We start from the raw sequence: 15,303 nt of genomic DNA, 5'->3' as shown, positions 1-15,303 counted from the left end.
CCGTTTACTTATCTAACCCTTTGACAAAATGAATTACTTATTTTTTTTTCGCCCCGTAGTGTGTTCAGCTTTTGGGATATTTAATCTTTTGACGGCGGCAGCTGCCAAAGTCACCATATGTACTGAAATTTTTTTTCATGAAGATTGCATTAATTGGCTATGGCAAAATGGGCAAGGCCATCGAACAAATTGCCCAGCAACAAGGACATGAAGTGGTACTGCGCATTGATGTGAACAATACCGCCGACTTTACGCCCGAAAACCTGCGCAAAGCAGACGTAGCCATCGAGTTTACGCGCCCTGAAACGGCGTTTGAAAACCTCAAAAAATGCCTTGAAGCAGGTGTTCCGGTGGTAGTGGGTACAACGGGTTGGTTACAGCATCTGGAAGAAGCCAAGGCCTGCTGTGCCCAGCACGATGGCGCACTGTTCCATTCTTCCAATTACAGCATTGGGGTCAATATCTTTTTTGCCGTCAATCGCTACCTGGCCCAAATGATGAGCGCGCACCCCCAGTACGAAGTACGGATGGCTGAAACCCACCATACCCAAAAGCTGGATGCACCCAGTGGTACGGCCATTACGTTGGCGGAGGGCATCCTGGAACAAATTGGTCGCAAAAAGCAATGGGTCAATCAAAAGGCCGAATCCAGCGAGGAGCTGAGCATCCTGTCTTATCGCGTTGATCCAGCTCCGGGTACCCACGAGATTTATTACGAATCGGCAATCGACAGCATTGAGATTCGCCATACTGCCCATTCACGGGAAGGTTTTGCCAGTGGTGCTGTGCAGGCTGCGACCTGGTTGGTGGGTAAAAAGGGCGTATTCGGAATGTCAGACCTCTTAGGCTTCTAAAAACAGAACGATGAAAAAATTGCGCTGGCTGGGTATTTTACCCTTGGTTTTTGCCTTATACTTTGGAGGAATCATGTTGCATGGGACTTTGACGGATTACCAACCGGAATCCGTTTTGCCTGCTGAGGTAAAGGCTCATGCTGTGGAAAAAGTGCTGACCGACAGCGTAATTTCTTTGCTCATCTGGAACCAAGGCTACGCCGGACTGGGGGCAGAAACGGACTTCTTTTACCAGGGCGGTGGCTTTTTTACCTCGCGGGGCCGCATGGTTCGTCCGCCTAAGCAACTCGTGGATCAATACTTTGCGGGGACTACGGCAGCGGTCAAAACGTATCAAGCTGACTTTTACCTGTTTCAGGAAGTGGATTATGCCTCCAAGCGCAGCTATTACCAAAACCAGTTTACAGCCATGCAGCAAAAAGTCCCTGGCTTTTTTGCAGCTTACTTTCCCAATTACATTGCTCAAAGGGTGCCTGTGCCGGTATTAGAGCCCTGGAAAGCCTATGGAGCCGTGAACAGTGGATTGGCTACCTTTTCCAAGTATGAGCCTGCGGAGGCTCAGCGATTGCAATTACCGGGCAAATTTGGTTGGCCAAAACGTTTGTTTATGCTGGATCGTTGTTTGGGCTACACGCGCTACAAAACCAGTTTTGGCAAAGACCTGGTGGTGATCAACATCCACAATGAAGCCTTCGACAAAGGGGGCATCAAAAAGCAGCAAGAGGCTTTCCTACGGGATCTGGCGCTGAAAGAATACAATAAAGGCAATTATGTCATTGCCGGTGGCGATTGGAATACCTGCCCCCCATTTTTGTCACCGGATGTGTTCATGAAGGAGAAAAAACCAGAATTTCGGGGGCAAAACATGGACCCTGAATTGTTCCCTTCCGACTGGAACTGGATTTATGACCCCACTGTACCCACCAATCGTGACAATGATCGCCCTTATCAGCAGTACAAAACGAATGTAACCTTAATCGATTATTTCCTGGTATCGCCGAATATTCAGGTGAAAAAAATCAAGGGGATCAATCAAAATTTCAGGTTTTCGGATCATCAGGCGGTGTGGATGGAGGTAGAGTTGGTGCGTTGAGGGTTATTCAAGCTCGGCGATTTTTTCGAGGAGCCAGTCGCGAGAGGAAATATTTTTTGTGGATTCAACTTCAGTCTTTAACGCTTTAATTATTTTATTACCTGATGGAGGAAGACTGATTAGCTTTTTGGTGAATTTGATTAAATTCTTAAAATTAGTTTTTCTAGCACTAGGAATCTCTTTATTCCGATTAAGATATACCCTGAAACTTTCGAGCAAATTGTACAAAGGGTCGATTTCTCCAACTTCATAATAGGTCATGATTAATGTTGTTTTAGCATTAAGGTTAGTAATGTAATCATTGTATTCAACTTCTTGCAAGATTTTGATTACGTTCGAATATTTTTTTTGATAAAAATACAATTGAGAAAGATTAAATGAATAGGTGTTTTCCCTTATTTCCTTAGGTAGTATATTAATGTAGTTGTTGATGAAGTTTTCTGTCCATTCGAATTCTCGATTACGCAATCCGACAACTACAATGTTCCTAAATTCCCAAGATTCTAGGCTCCCTTCTGTAACAAAAAATTCTTTTTCTAATAGGTTTTTATATACATCGAAAAGCTCTTTTACAAACTGACTGTTACCTTGGTTGATTTGATTAACGCAATAGTTCTGAGCCAGGCCATAGAAGTTTTTTTCTTCACTTCGAGGGAAAAAATGAGATGATTCAACCAATAAATGCTGAAATTTATAATAATGATTAAGCTCATGAGGCTCAGTGTACATTTTGAATATTTGGTAATATATAGCTATGGATGGAATAGATTGGTAATCATCTTTTTCAGCAATAGCAACAGCTTCTTCAATTAAAGAAATATCATACTCGTGTTTTGCTACCTTCTTCCTAGATAGAACTTCACAATATATTTTTATTTTTTCTCCAATATAAAAATAATCTAAAAACTTGGACATCGCCTCAAGATTGGTTTTTTCAGTTTTTTTCTCTTCAAAATCGCTAATTAATTGGTCATAAGATGTTTCAATAAGAAACTGTCCTAAATAATAATTTCCATCTCGATAGGATGTTTTTCCCGGAATTTCCTTTACGTTCTTCAAGGTTGAATTGTGCAGTTTTTTTAGCTTCTTTTTTTTGATGGACTTGAGTAGGTAAGCTTGAGACATAAAAGTGTCCGATTCAAATTCTTGTTGAATCAAATACTGTTCCACTAATTTTAACAAATCTGACTGATACTTTCTTAGTCTTGCATCGTCATAAGGGAGCTCAGGGACTAAAGCGTCCCAGATTTTTTCCTTGGTCCATTCCTTGGCTGAGGGAGCATTGATTTCTTCAGTCATCAATTCAAAAAGGGCCAGTACGACCCTGTCCTTGTTGAAATAAGGGGATTGGATAAACTTGCGGATGCGGTTTTGTTCCAACTTATCAAACTGGGCCAGTATCTGGAAAAGTTTAAAATTTTGCATCCCTTAACATTTGATTTACAGATTAAAATGAATGCTTGAATGTCGTATGAAAATGAATGCTGGTACGGTTTTTGGGATCAGCTGTTCGGGGGGGTAAAATAAAGAAACTTTTCTTTTTTTTCCTTGGGCATTTTTTAGACAATTCACAAGGAGTGTCGTATCTTAGCCCCAAAGTATTGTGTCGCGTTTTTTAGCAATGATGTAAATCCACGAAACCATGAATGTATTTCTACCAAAAACTGTATTGCGTACCCTGTTTAGGGTATTCTTGTTTCTTTTAGTCCCCTTGATTTTACCCGCCCAAAAACAACTTGATTCTTTGGTTACCCTTCAGGACACTCCCTCCAAAGTGATTTATGAAGGGGTGAGCAGTTCCGGCGTAACCGCCTACCCAAAACACGGGCAAGCTTTCCTGGATGCCGCCATGACCGTGGATGGATCAAATGGCTCTAAAATTTTTACCATCGTTTATGCTCCAAATCAAGGATACATTGGTCTGGATACTTTTTCCTATTTCGTTAGGACTTGTGTAGCCGGCAACAATTGTTTTAAAGAAGTGACGGTAGCCGTTACGGTAAAATTGTCCAGAGTTGATGCCTATCCAGATTTGTACTACGTTCCTTCCGCTGCGACACCCGTAAAGTTGAATGTATTGACCAATGATATTTCCAACGTAGGCGGTCTTGAAATTGTCAGTGTATCCACGATCAACAATGGTACTTCGAAGATCACCAAAGGTGACCCCAATATTGAATTTCAAGCGAAACCAGGGTTTTCTGGTACTGCAAAATTGATTTATACGGTTTGTGATAAGGTAGGCTCTTGTGATCAAGCTTCGGTCAGCATCTTTGTGGATCGGAATGATCGCTCCAAGCCAGATACCATTAAAATCTTTACGCTCAAGAATGAAAGTGCTCCGGTTTTGATCCCGGCCGTATATGGACTGACCAAAGATCCTCAACACGGATTTTTCAATGGCGAACTGGATGTGCCAGTTTATAGCCCGAACCCCAATTTTAAGGGTTTAGACTATTTGACTTTTGAAGACGGCAATGCAAAAATTGTAGCCAAAATAGAAGTACTCGATCAAGTGCGCAACAAGTTTGCAGTAGATGACCGTGCAGATGTATTGCCAGGGAAAAATGTTGAAGTTGATGTGTTGCAAAATGATGGATACGTCTATGGTGCTGGTTGTATTGATTACGCTCAGCCCAAATATGGCCAGGTAAGTTACGACAGCCGCAACAAAGGTATTTTTACTTACAAGGCACCCAACGGTTTTATTGGGGTAGACCAATTTACGTACAAAAGTTATCCTCCCGGGTGTGGCGGCAAAGCTGAAGAAGCCACCGTATACGTTTACGTGAGCAATTACGAACCAGCCTATACCAAGTTTTTGATGAGCACGGCAAAATCCACTCCCTTGGTGATTGCCTACAATGTGCCGATTGAAAACTATACTTTCAATATTGTGGCCCAGGCCAAGCAGGGAAAGGTATTGTTCTTTCCTGGCAAGGTAGACCAGGTTGTATCGGGTCGTCGGATTTTTGGGTTCAACCTACTCTTGTATGTGCCCAATCTTGGCTTTACCGGAACAGATGCTTTTGAAGTCTCTTATTGCCCAGCGGACAGCAAAGATTGTAAAACCCGCAAGAGCATCAAAGTAGAAGTAACTGTACTCAATGTGGGTAGCCCTGTTTTACCTTCTTGTGTGGATGACTGTGTATGGGCTGGGGATACCAATCAGGACGGCATTGTCGACTTGAACGATTTATTGCCACTTGGCTTACATATGGGTGAAGTTGGGGTTGCGCGTGAGGCTGCTGACCTGAATGAATGGTACGGCCAACATGGCAGTGACTGGAACAACCCCTATGTAACGGGCTATGACCTCAAACACCTCGATACGGACGGGGATAGCCTGATTATGGATCGGGATACCCTGGCGATAAGTAAGTTTTATGGCAATACCCACTCCTTTGTGCCTACGGCCATTCCTTTTTACAACTATGAAATCCGGATTGTATCTAACCAGGAATTAGAACCCGGCAAACCATTTGAGTTTGATTTGGTGATCGGAGATCAAAAAAATCCGGTGGTGGACTTATATGGATTTACTTTTGCACTGCCCTACAACCCGAAATTGTTTAAACCCAACTCATTTAGCGTCAGCTTTAGCGAGGATAGTTGGTTGGGCTACAACTCACCTGTGTTGAGCATGACCCGAGACAACAACAAGGGCTTGTTGGAAATGGCTTACACCCGCACCAATAAAGTGTTGGTGAGTGGCTATGGCCGAATCGGAAAAGGTAAGGGCGTCGTTATTGATGCAATTGATGGATTGAGTGTACCTGATGGAGATGGCGAAACAGTCATCCAATTCGAAGGCGGCACTGGTACTGGTATTTCCAGCACTGGCCAAACTTTTGGCATCCGGGTTGCGCCGTTCGAATTGAAATTCAAAAAAACGGGAACCAAACCAGCTACACCCAACTTGGGGCGGCCATTGGAGCAAAAACAACCTTCGGTTCGTTTGTTCCCCAATCCTGCTTCAAATGTAGTCCGTCTGGACTTGCGCAACGGGGCAAGCTTGCAACGTTTGCAAATATTCAATGCCCTCGGGCAAATGGTTCACAACAGCCTGGGTGATGGCAATCCTTATGCAGAAATTGGCGTTAGCCACTGGGTAGAAGGAATGTACGTAGCCAAGGTGTTTACCGACAAAGGAGTATACAGCGAGAAATTTGAGGTTTTAAAATAAACCAGTAAATAATTTATTTTTTCTCGTATGTGTAATAATCGGGGCTTCGGCTTCGTTTCCTTCAGCAAGGGGTGAAAAAACAAGTGTTCATTTTGCCCCTACTATTGAGCTTATTATTCGTGGAATTATAATCATTGCTAGTGAGAGCCGTGCAGTCTGATGCGCGGCTTTTTTTATTTACAACTATTTCGTCATTTTTGGTGTTAGACATGCCTGGAAATGGAAATTGTAATAAAAATGTCATCGACGCTTGTTTTCTCCAAAAGAAAGTGAAATATTTGTATTGCACTAAAGTGAAAAGTGGTGAGGACTACGAATGGTAGGAAAAGCTATAGTACAAATCTGGAAGAGCGAGCACTCTTCCCTCCAAATTTGGATATGTTCATGGGATTATAATTATCGTACGGCCATGTCAATTGCGACATGGCCTTTTGGTCTAGAAGTGTTTATAACTTGTTCTTCTCAATCATATCATTCAACTCATCCCGATAGTTTTTCCCAATCGGCAAATGTTTAGGCTGGTTTTTTTCCATTACTTCTACCATGTTGCCTACAATGGCATTGATCTTATCGATATTGATGATGTAAGAACGGTGAATGCGTTTGAAACGTGGCGCCGGAAGTTTATCCTCCAAACTTTTCATGGTTTGTAGGGTAATCACCCGTTGGTTTTCCATCCGAATGATGACGTAATCCTTTAAGCCCTCGATGTAAATGATATCATGGTAATTGACCTTGACCAGCTTTTTGTCTGCCTTGACAAAGATGTAGTCGGGATGATCACCACCCTCCGCCGCATTGGCGCTGACCGAGCCCGGCTCGTTGCGCTGGAGTTTGATCTGTTCTACAGCCTTGTTGACTGCCTTGATAAAACGCTCAAGCGAGATGGGTTTAAGGAGGTAATCCAGGGCATTCAGCTCAAAGCCCTCCAAGGCATAATTGGGGTAGGCCGTGGTGAAAATGACCAAAGGAGGCCGGGTTAGGGTTTTTAAAAAATCAATCCCGGTTAATTGGGGCATTTGAATGTCGAGGAACATCAAGTCAATGTCTTGATTTTTCAGGACTTCGTTAGCCTCCAGGGCATTGTTGCATTTTTGGACCAGACTCAGTTCAGGAAACTTTTCTACATAAGTTTCTAATACATCTTGAGCCAACGGTTCGTCATCTACGATGATTACTTTGATCATGACCTTATTTGGTTATTCGTCTAATTCAATCATCAAATCGACAATGTACGTTTTAGGGTTATTGTCGATTTTTAGTTCGTAATGGTTGGGATACATGAGGTTAAGTCTGCGGTGTACGTTGACTAAACCAATCCCGCCACTACGTCGGTTGGGGTCCGCAATGGGCACTTTTTCGGGTTTGCTGTTCTCAATCGAAAAATGCACCGTTTGTTGGTCCACCTGTAAGAGTACGTTTACAAATCCCCCGTTGGTAATATAGCTATTTAATCCATGTTTGAAGCTATTTTCCAAAAAAGGGATAAACAACAGGGGCGCAATTCTCTGTTCGCTGATTTGACCTTCTACCGTGAAATTGATGGTCACATTATTGCCCTGCCGTAATTTTTCCAGATCGAGGTAGTTTTGCAAATAAGCCACTTCTTTGCTCAAAAGTACACGCTTTTCGTTGCAATCATAGAGCATATAGCGCATCATTTCCGAAAGTTTGATGACTATCTCGGGGGCGAGGTCTGATTTTTTGAGGGTTAGCGCGTATAAGTTGTTAAGGGTGTTGAATAAAAAATGAGGATTGATCTGCGATTTTAAAAAACGCAATTCTGATTGCATGGTTTCGGTTTCCAGCACTTGTTTTTCGCGAAGGTAGTAAAACCAATCAGTGACAATTTTGAATATGGTTGAGCCCGTGGCGAACAAAAAGTGAAACAAAAAAAAGGCCAGCTGGGTCTGCTGAATTTCTCCTTGTTCAAGCGGGTAATGGGCAAATTTGAAATAAAAAATCAAGGTTTTTATTGGTGTAAGGATGAGTACGACCAAAACGAGCAACAAGGCATAAGTCAAAAAGCGGTTTTGAGTAAGGTAGTTTGGAATGAGGTACAATAAATTAATGTAGACGATCAAAGCTGAAAAAAAAATGGTGATCAACTCATTGGTGATGGTAAAAAAGAAGCCCCGTTGCGTACCTTCTACAATGGTAAGGATCAACAAGACGATGACCCAAAAAAGCATGTGGTATGCTCCTCGCGCTGAAAAGATCAGATCGGTGATTTTTTCACCTGATTTTAAAGGGTTTCTGATAACCGTTTCCATAGTTGAATTGTTGACAACGCCTTGCCTAACCAGGCGCCACCAAATTATCGGATAAACTAATCAACAAAATAGTACTTTTGTAGCGAAAAAAGTAGTACTGCATGAAAGCTTACATTTTTCCAGGACAAGGTTCCCAATTTGTGGGAATGGGAAAAGACCTTTATGAGAGCGACGCGAGCGCAAAAAAATTGTTTGATCAAGCCAATGAAATCCTGGGCTTTTCGCTTACGGATGTAATGTTTGAAGGGACGGAAGAAGACCTCAAACAGACCAAAATCACCCAACCTGCCATCTTTTTACACTCTATAGTCAAAGCAAATTTGGCGGGGGATGGCTTTCAGCCGGATGCCGTTGCCGGGCATTCACTAGGTGAGTTTTCGGCCTTGGTAGCAGCCAAATCCCTGTCGTTTGAAGCTGCTCTCACTCTGGTGTACAAAAGGGCGATGGCCATGCAAAAAGCCTGCGAAATTCAGCCCAGCACCATGGCCGCCGTATTGGGTTTGTCCGATGAAAAAGTAGAAGAAATATGTGCTTCCATCAGTGACGATTTGGTGGTACCTGCAAATTACAATTGCCCTGGTCAATTGGTGATTTCTGGCACCATCTCTGGAGTAGAAAAAGCAGTAAATTTGTGCAAAGAGGCCGGAGCGCTCAAAGCAATTTTGTTGCAGGTAGGCGGCGCTTTCCACTCGCCCCTGATGCAACCTGCTCAGGAAGAATTGGCGGCAGCGATCCATGCAACAACATTTGCCGCGCCGCTTTGCCCCATTTATCAAAACGTGAATGCTCAGGCTGAAACAGACCCAGAGCAAATCAAGGCAAAGTTGATTGAACAATTGACTGCACCAGTACGCTGGACCCAAACCATGCAAAACATGATTCAGGCAGGCGTTACCGAGTTTGTAGAAGTAGGAGGAACCGGAAAAGTGTTGCAAGGCCTGGTGAAAAAAATTGATCGCGCTTTTCCAACCAGCGCATTGTAACCGACGATCACCCATGATATACCCACGGGAATCCTTCTTGTGCTTCCCGTGGGCAACCACAACCCTATGAAGGCGCTAAAAGCTGGAAAAATTCTGTTAGCGGAACCCTTTATGTTGGATCCAAACTTCAAAAGGGCCGCAGTATTGCTGTGCGACCATGGTGATGATGGCAGCATTGGCTTTGTCATCAATCGTCCACTGAACCATCGGATCAACGCCATTTTGGAAGATTTCCCGGAATTTGATGCAGAGGTGTTTTTTGGTGGGCCAGTTGAATCCGAAACTACACTTCATTACCTGCACAATGTAGGTGATCTTTTGGAGGGCAGCATCAAGGTTTCCAATGGGGTGTACTGGGGTGGAGATTTTGAAAAACTCAAATTCCTGATTGCTTCTGAACTGATTCAACCCAGCAATATCCGTTTCTTTTTGGGCTATACTGGCTGGGGCGAAGGGCAGTTATCGGAAGAAATGACTACAGGTTCCTGGGTGATTGCCGATACAGATGCCAATTATTTGTTCAAAATGGACCCTAACGAGTTGTGGCAGGAAATCATGAAGAATAAAGGGAAAACGTATACGGTGATCGCGCAAATGCCGGACTCGGCGAATTGGAATTGATAAACACGGTAGAGACGTTGCATGCAATTGTGGAGACGTTGCATGCACATGTACAGACGTTGCATGCACATGTACAGACGTTGCATGCACATGTACAGACGTTGCATGCACATGTACAGACGTTGCATGCAACGTCTCTACTGTTTCACTTTTAAAATAAATCCCACCTTAAAAACATTTTCAATGCTAATCCGGGGATCGTGGCGCAGCATTTTCCGCAGACGAGAAATGAACACATCAAAACTGCGGCCCAAAAAATAATCTTTTTCCCCGTATATCCTTTCCACAGCGTCGTCACGGCGCAAGATGTTGTCTTGATGTAGGCAGAGTAGGCGCAACACCTCGTTTTCCTTTTCTGTAACTCGTTCTACCTGATCACCGTACACCAGCTCCTGGCGTTTGTAGTCAAAAAAATAATCACCAATTTGGAATTGTACAGGTAGTTCGGTACTGACTTGGGCATGGTTCCGGCGTAGAATCACTGCTATTTTGCACAACAGCTCTTCCTCGTCAAAAGGTTTGCTGATGTAGTCTTCGGCACCCAGTGCATATCCTTTCAGTCGATCTTCTTTCAAAACGCGGGCGGTGAGGAAAAGGAAGGGAATCTGCTCGTTCTCCAAACGGATTTGTTTGGCAACCTGAAAACCATCGGTATCGCCCAACATCACATCCAGAATACAAAGATCGAAGCCGTTTTTTTTGAAATGATCCAGGCCGTTTTGGCCATTGCGCGCCAATTTTACGCTGTGGCCTTCAGACTCCAACAATTCCATCAGCAAAAAACCCAGATTCAAATCGTCTTCAACCAGCAGAATATTCCCTTTGACGGCCATAATCCCTTTTTATTTGGTAGGAAAACTCATGGAAAAACAGGTGCCTTGTTTTTGGGTGCTATCAACAGCAATAACTCCCTTGTGCAGATCGACAATTTTTTTGACGTAAGCCAAGCCCAGTCCAAAACCACTGAAACGTTTGGCGGTGGCTTCCTCCCCACGATTGAAGTCTTTAAAAATGCTCGATAACTCACTTTCACAAATGCCCAGACCATTGTCGCGAATGGCCACCTGGATTTGCTCATTCTTGCCCACTTCCAGGGCGATCTGAATATTGGGTTTGACTTCGCAGTACTTCAGGGCATTGTCGATCAGGTTGCGAAAGGCATTGCGCAGGTGTAAGGCATCACCCGTCATGGGGGGCAAGGAGCCTTTCACTTCCAGCTCCACTACGGCTTCTTTTTCGCGGATGAGTGGGGTCAGGTCTTCGATGACTTCGCGGATCAAAAGTTCCAGATCCAAGCTATGCCGCTGCAAGGGGTTTTTATTGAACTCCAAACTGGCCATTTGCAAAAAACGCTCAATTTGGTGGATCAAATGATTGCTTTCTTTGCCGATGACTTGTAAAACCTGGTCGTCTTTGAGCTCTGGTTTTTTGCGGGCCAACAAATTGGCAGCTAACTTGATATTGGTCAGTGGCGTTTTGAATTCATGCGCCATGTGGTTGAAAAAATCGATATTTTGGTCGGAGAGGCGTTTTTGTTTCAGCAGGTAATAACTGGCCGCAAAAAACACCAGCAGAATGACACTCAGGATCAGGATGGAACTGCCGATCATCACATTCATTTGCCCGAGCAAATAACTTTGTTTGGTGGGGAAACTCAACTCCAGCCTGCGCGTATCATCTACAACCAGAGGATCCAGGGCGCAAGAATAAGCTTTGGCTGTGTTGTCTTTCTTTTGACCAGGATTGACTACATTTACATTATAGGGCAGGTTAATGTCGTAAAAAGCCAGGGAACGATCTAGGTTTTTGCGCAATTGTGCGTCGCTGAGGATCATACTTTCCGAAACAGCATCTGCACAACAGCCTTCCTTGCTGTTGGCACAGGTCATGCCTACCGTACTTTTTAGCGGCTCTTCGGCGGTGGTTTGTACCGCATTGCAAAGCGCCATGTCGACCCGATGCTCGAATTGTTCGTCCAGCAATACCCGGGAATAGTTCATCCAACGCACCTGGATGGCAATTAAACCCAGCAGTGCCAGACAAGAAGCAGCAATGACTATTTTTATTCGATTCGTTCTCATAGGATTCTAGCTAAAATCTGTTACAAAAAAACAGCAAAAAAACCATAGCCAGGCTATTTTAACAGGCGCTTAACAAGTGAATAACAGGAATAAAACACCTCAATCAACCCTTAGGGTCTACTTTTGTATCGTTCAAAGCGAACAACACCGGCAACTCAGCGGATCTGGGTGAATCATTTTTAACCAAATCTCATGCGTTACTCATTTTTAATCCTCTTTGCTCTGATGTTCATGGGTATGAATGCCCTCAATGCTCAAACTTGCTGCGACAAAGCCAAGGCTAGCACTACTTCTACAGCCAGCGTTTCTGAAAAGAAAAGCGGCTGCGACATGGCGAAAGCAACTGCCAGCACAGCATCTACCAGTAAGTGTAGCGAGTCTTCGACTGCTTCAACTCAAACAGCTCCCAGTCTTGCAGCTTTTGTAAGTGGCATTACCAATTTCAAGGCGGCTACCACTAAATCTTGTGACCCAAGCAACTGTGACTTAAGCAAGTGCGACTTGAGCAAATGTGACCCTGCGAATTGTGATCCCAGCAAATGTCCAAAAACTGGAGCGATGAAAGCGTCGACCTCTAAGGCTGCTGCAAAGACTACCAAAGCTACCGCAGCGTTGTAGTGATTCTGGAAGTTCGAAGGTACCAGGAACTGATGGGTTAGGAATTTACGGGTTTATGCAATTATTTTGGCCGAATCAGGCTGGAATTGTACTTTTGCCCCAACCCCAGGAACTCTGGAACCTTCGAACCTTCAACTTATGTTACCTGAACAACACGCCATTCGCGAAAGCAACTTTCAACTACCGGGCCAAACCGCATTTTACCGAGGCAAGGTACGTGATGTATATACCCTTGGTGATCAATTGTTGATGATCGCCTCCGATCGTATTTCTGCTTTTGATTATGTCCTGCCACGGCCCATTCCTTACAAAGGGCAGGTCTTGAATCAAATTGCCGCCCATTTTTTAAAAGCTACCGAAGACATTGTCCCCAATTGGTTGATTGCCACTCCCGATCCCAACGTAGCAGTAGGTTATGCTTGTGAGCCTTTTCGGGTAGAGATGGTGATTCGCGCCTATTTGGTAGGGCATTCGGCCAGGGTTTACGCCAGCGGCGAACGTAGCCTTTGTGGGGTATCCTTGCCTGAGGGTCTGCGTGAAAATGACCGTTTTCCGGAACCGATTATCACCCCCGCCACCAAAGCGGAAGAGGGTCACGATGAAGACATCAGTCGCGAAGACATCATCGCCAAAGGTATTGTGAGTGAAGAAGACTACCTTCAATTGGAAGCGTATACTCGTGCACTCTTTCAGCGGGGCACTGAAATGGCTGCCAAACAAGGTTTGATTCTGGTAGATACCAAATACGAATTTGGCAAAAAGGACGGCAAAATTTACGTCATCGACGAAATCCACACTCCCGATAGCTCCCGCTATTTTTACCTGGATGGTTACGCCGAGCGCCAAGCCAAGGGTGAACGCCAAAAACAACTCTCCAAAGAATTTGTCCGTGAATGGCTGATTGAAAATGGCTTTCAAGGCAAGGAAGGGCAAACCATACCAAGCATGTCTGACGAGTTCGTTTGGGAAATCTCCAGTCGCTACATCGAATTGTATGAGCGGATTACGGGAACGGATTTTGTGAAGGCGGATACGGCGGATATTCAGGAACGCATTGAGCGGAACATTTTGAATTGGCTCAAAGCCTAGCTTTATAATAAGGTTGCCATTTTGGGGTGCAATCTTAATCAACTGGTTTTTGGTAAACGTCCTAAATCTTGCGCTAAAGAACTTTTCAAAAGGCTGAACCTTTTGAAAAGGCGCTTTTATGCTAGAGGTTATGCACAAATTTGGTTCCTCTTTTCGAAAGTTTCAGACTTTCGAAAAGCTTAAATATGCACAATTTCGAGGGCATTTAAACCATCTGATCGGATCAAAACATTCCAAGTTATTTTAACCTTAGCCACCTTCCACATACCCCTGCAAATAACCATACCTCGGCATCAATTCCCCCCCTTCAGCAATCGTCGCTCGCTCCAACACCTCACTATTTTCTTTCAACAACTCAGGCAAGATACGATAAATAAACATTGACCCAAAAGCCGTTGATGCATCCCGTGGCAATTCATTCGGCAAGTTGTCGATGCTCATCATGTCGATGCAATGCTCCTGATAGGGTGCGCATTCGGCTTCTGTAAAGGGATCGTAACCAAAAACGGGTTCGGCAATGGTTGAAGCTTTTAAGGTGGAAGGGATGGAGGAGATTGGCGCAATATCACAAGTCACATCCGCAATCACCCGAATGCGAAAGTCCGGTCTGCGCATTTCTTCTTTACTGAAAAACGCCGGTGCCCGATTGTTCCAAAAAATCCCGTTGATCATCACATCCGCCGTTTGGAAATAGGGCTCAAAAATGCTGCGGTACTCCTCCGGGTGGCTATGAAAACGCGGCTTGTCAAAATGGTGCCGATCCTTGCGCCCGGCATAGTCCTCGGAGTGCAAGATGGTAAAAACAGCTTCTTTAAACTCCTCCATCAAAAACTCGATTGGGTCCACTTCCCGAATGCCCATATCGCGCAAAACGACTGCTGCACCAATGCCTACCCGGCCGCTGCCAGTCAGCACAATTTTGATGGGTGGCCAGGGCGTACGCTTGTAAATATCAATGGCTTCGGCGTAGTCTTTGCAGTCTTTCATCCGTTTGAGCTGGAACTTACCCGTCCGTTGGGCGTAAGTCCACAAGGCATTGTGTGCACCAACCATCCCGGCAAATTTGCCAAAAGCAATCAGACGTTGCCCTTGCTCATCGGTCAACACTTCGTAGTCAATCAGGCGGATGTTTTTGGCCAAAACGGCTTGTAACAATTTCCGGTTGTAGGACTGCTCCTTGATGGTGTGTGAGAAAAAAAAGTAGGTTTTTTCGGGTATCAGCAGGTCAACAGGCACCTCTTTGACACCCATCAACACATCACAGGAACGCAGGTCTTCGGCCAATTCGATGCCAGCCTGCTGGTATTCTTCGTCAGCAAAACAACGCCCTGCAGAGGGTTGAACAAGGATGCTTACCGGGAACTCCTTCTGTGCCAACGCACAATGACTCGGATTCAGCGGAACCCGTGCGTCTGGTGGCACTTTACCTTCCCGGATGATGCCAATTTTTAACATAAACTATTTCTGGTTAGGGACAATACGTGCCTGTTCGTAGATACAAAGAG

At 44.5% G+C, this 15,303-nt stretch carries 13 protein-coding genes; 7 read left to right on the top strand and 6 right to left on the bottom strand.

The annotated features are described in order from the left end of the window. The first annotated feature begins 137 nt into the window (after positions 1–137). Positions 138–854: a 4-hydroxy-tetrahydrodipicolinate reductase gene (dapB, locus tag ACO08K_RS29770; protein WP_421800151.1), complete on the top strand. Its 717-nt coding sequence runs from the start codon at positions 138–140 to the stop codon at positions 852–854. A gap of 10 nt (positions 855–864) precedes the next feature. Then, positions 865–1,947, top strand: coding sequence for an endonuclease/exonuclease/phosphatase family protein (locus ACO08K_RS29765; protein ID WP_421800150.1), 1,083 nt, complete (start codon positions 865–867; stop codon positions 1,945–1,947). 3 nt (positions 1,948–1,950) lie between these two features. Here ACO08K_RS29765 and ACO08K_RS29760 read toward each other — a convergent pair whose 3' ends face one another. Next, positions 1,951–3,372: a hypothetical protein gene (locus ACO08K_RS29760; protein ID WP_421800149.1), complete on the bottom strand. Its 1,422-nt coding sequence runs from the start codon at positions 3,370–3,372 to the stop codon at positions 1,951–1,953. A 217-nt stretch (positions 3,373–3,589) separates the two neighbouring features. Here ACO08K_RS29760 and ACO08K_RS29755 point away from each other — a divergent pair, with 217 nt between their 5' ends. Continuing rightward, on the top strand, positions 3,590–6,133 hold the full coding sequence (locus tag ACO08K_RS29755) for an Ig-like domain-containing protein (protein ID WP_421800148.1): 2,544 nt from the start codon (positions 3,590–3,592) through the stop codon (positions 6,131–6,133). 446 nt (positions 6,134–6,579) lie between these two features. On the opposite strand, the gene ACO08K_RS29750 is transcribed toward ACO08K_RS29755, so the two are convergent. Together ACO08K_RS29750 and ACO08K_RS29745 are read right to left on the bottom strand one after the other, a co-directional pair. Further along, the gene (locus ACO08K_RS29750; RefSeq protein ID WP_421800147.1) at positions 6,580–7,320 is read right to left on the bottom strand and encodes a LytR/AlgR family response regulator transcription factor; all 741 of its coding nucleotides are present in this window, start codon (positions 7,318–7,320) and stop codon (positions 6,580–6,582) included. Positions 7,321–7,332: 12 nt separating this feature from the next. Beyond that, a complete protein-coding gene (locus ACO08K_RS29745) occupies positions 7,333–8,406 on the bottom strand; it encodes a sensor histidine kinase (RefSeq protein ID WP_421800146.1) in 1,074 nt (357 codons plus the stop codon). 101 nt (positions 8,407–8,507) lie between these two features. Between ACO08K_RS29745 and fabD the strand changes: the two genes are divergently transcribed. Together fabD and ACO08K_RS29735 are read left to right on the top strand one after the other, a co-directional pair. Next, positions 8,508–9,389: an ACP S-malonyltransferase gene (gene fabD, locus ACO08K_RS29740; RefSeq protein WP_421800145.1), complete on the top strand. Its 882-nt coding sequence runs from the start codon at positions 8,508–8,510 to the stop codon at positions 9,387–9,389. Positions 9,390–9,455: 66 nt separating this feature from the next. Next, positions 9,456–10,010, top strand: a complete 555-nt coding sequence (locus ACO08K_RS29735; RefSeq protein WP_421800144.1) for a YqgE/AlgH family protein — start codon at positions 9,456–9,458, stop codon at positions 10,008–10,010. Between the two features lie 137 nt (positions 10,011–10,147). Here the strand turns inward: ACO08K_RS29735 and ACO08K_RS29730 are convergent, their stop codons facing one another. Further along, positions 10,148–10,843, bottom strand: a complete 696-nt coding sequence (locus ACO08K_RS29730; protein ID WP_421800143.1) for a response regulator transcription factor — start codon at positions 10,841–10,843, stop codon at positions 10,148–10,150. Between the two features lie 9 nt (positions 10,844–10,852). Further along, entirely contained in the window at positions 10,853–12,091 is a 1,239-nt protein-coding gene (locus ACO08K_RS29725; protein ID WP_421800142.1) for a sensor histidine kinase, read from the bottom strand. A 192-nt stretch (positions 12,092–12,283) separates the two neighbouring features. On the opposite strand from ACO08K_RS29725, the gene ACO08K_RS29720 reads away from it, so the two are divergent. Continuing rightward, the gene (locus ACO08K_RS29720) at positions 12,284–12,709 is read left to right on the top strand and encodes a hypothetical protein (RefSeq protein WP_421800141.1); all 426 of its coding nucleotides are present in this window, start codon (positions 12,284–12,286) and stop codon (positions 12,707–12,709) included. Between the two features lie 138 nt (positions 12,710–12,847). Further along, positions 12,848–13,798, top strand: coding sequence for a phosphoribosylaminoimidazolesuccinocarboxamide synthase (locus ACO08K_RS29715; RefSeq protein WP_421800140.1), 951 nt, complete (start codon positions 12,848–12,850; stop codon positions 13,796–13,798). Between the two features lie 249 nt (positions 13,799–14,047). Here ACO08K_RS29715 and ACO08K_RS29710 read toward each other — a convergent pair whose 3' ends face one another. Then, positions 14,048–15,253 carry an NAD(P)-dependent oxidoreductase gene (locus ACO08K_RS29710; RefSeq protein ID WP_421800139.1) on the bottom strand — a complete coding sequence of 402 codons (1,206 nt, stop codon included), beginning with the start codon at positions 15,251–15,253 and terminating at the stop codon, positions 14,048–14,050. Between the last annotated feature and the right edge of the window lie 50 nt (positions 15,254–15,303).

It is taken from the genome of Haliscomenobacter sp. (assembly GCF_965225875.1).
GTDB lineage: Bacteria > Bacteroidota > Bacteroidia > Chitinophagales > Saprospiraceae > Haliscomenobacter.
This window is presented reverse-complemented; position numbering and strand designations above follow the sequence as displayed.

Excerpts from the sequence above, each read along its gene's own strand:
- dapB (WP_421800151.1), top strand. The coding sequence starts at position 138 with ATGAAGATTGCATTAATTGGCTATGGCAAAATGGGCAAGGCCATCGAA.
- ACO08K_RS29765 (WP_421800150.1), top strand. The coding sequence starts at position 865 with ATGAAAAAATTGCGCTGGCTGGGTATTTTACCCTTGGTTTTTGCCTTA.
- ACO08K_RS29760 (WP_421800149.1), bottom strand. The coding sequence starts at position 3,372 with ATGCAAAATTTTAAACTTTTCCAGATACTGGCCCAGTTTGATAAGTTG.
- ACO08K_RS29755 (WP_421800148.1), top strand. The coding sequence starts at position 3,590 with ATGAATGTATTTCTACCAAAAACTGTATTGCGTACCCTGTTTAGGGTA.
- ACO08K_RS29750 (WP_421800147.1), bottom strand. The coding sequence starts at position 7,320 with ATGATCAAAGTAATCATCGTAGATGACGAACCGTTGGCTCAAGATGTA.
- ACO08K_RS29745 (WP_421800146.1), bottom strand. The coding sequence starts at position 8,406 with ATGGAAACGGTTATCAGAAACCCTTTAAAATCAGGTGAAAAAATCACC.
- fabD (WP_421800145.1), top strand. The coding sequence starts at position 8,508 with ATGAAAGCTTACATTTTTCCAGGACAAGGTTCCCAATTTGTGGGAATG.
- ACO08K_RS29735 (WP_421800144.1), top strand. The coding sequence starts at position 9,456 with ATGAAGGCGCTAAAAGCTGGAAAAATTCTGTTAGCGGAACCCTTTATG.
- ACO08K_RS29730 (WP_421800143.1), bottom strand. The coding sequence starts at position 10,843 with ATGGCCGTCAAAGGGAATATTCTGCTGGTTGAAGACGATTTGAATCTG.
- ACO08K_RS29725 (WP_421800142.1), bottom strand. The coding sequence starts at position 12,091 with ATGAGAACGAATCGAATAAAAATAGTCATTGCTGCTTCTTGTCTGGCA.
- ACO08K_RS29720 (WP_421800141.1), top strand. The coding sequence starts at position 12,284 with ATGCGTTACTCATTTTTAATCCTCTTTGCTCTGATGTTCATGGGTATG.
- ACO08K_RS29715 (WP_421800140.1), top strand. The coding sequence starts at position 12,848 with ATGTTACCTGAACAACACGCCATTCGCGAAAGCAACTTTCAACTACCG.
- ACO08K_RS29710 (WP_421800139.1), bottom strand. The coding sequence starts at position 15,253 with ATGTTAAAAATTGGCATCATCCGGGAAGGTAAAGTGCCACCAGACGCA.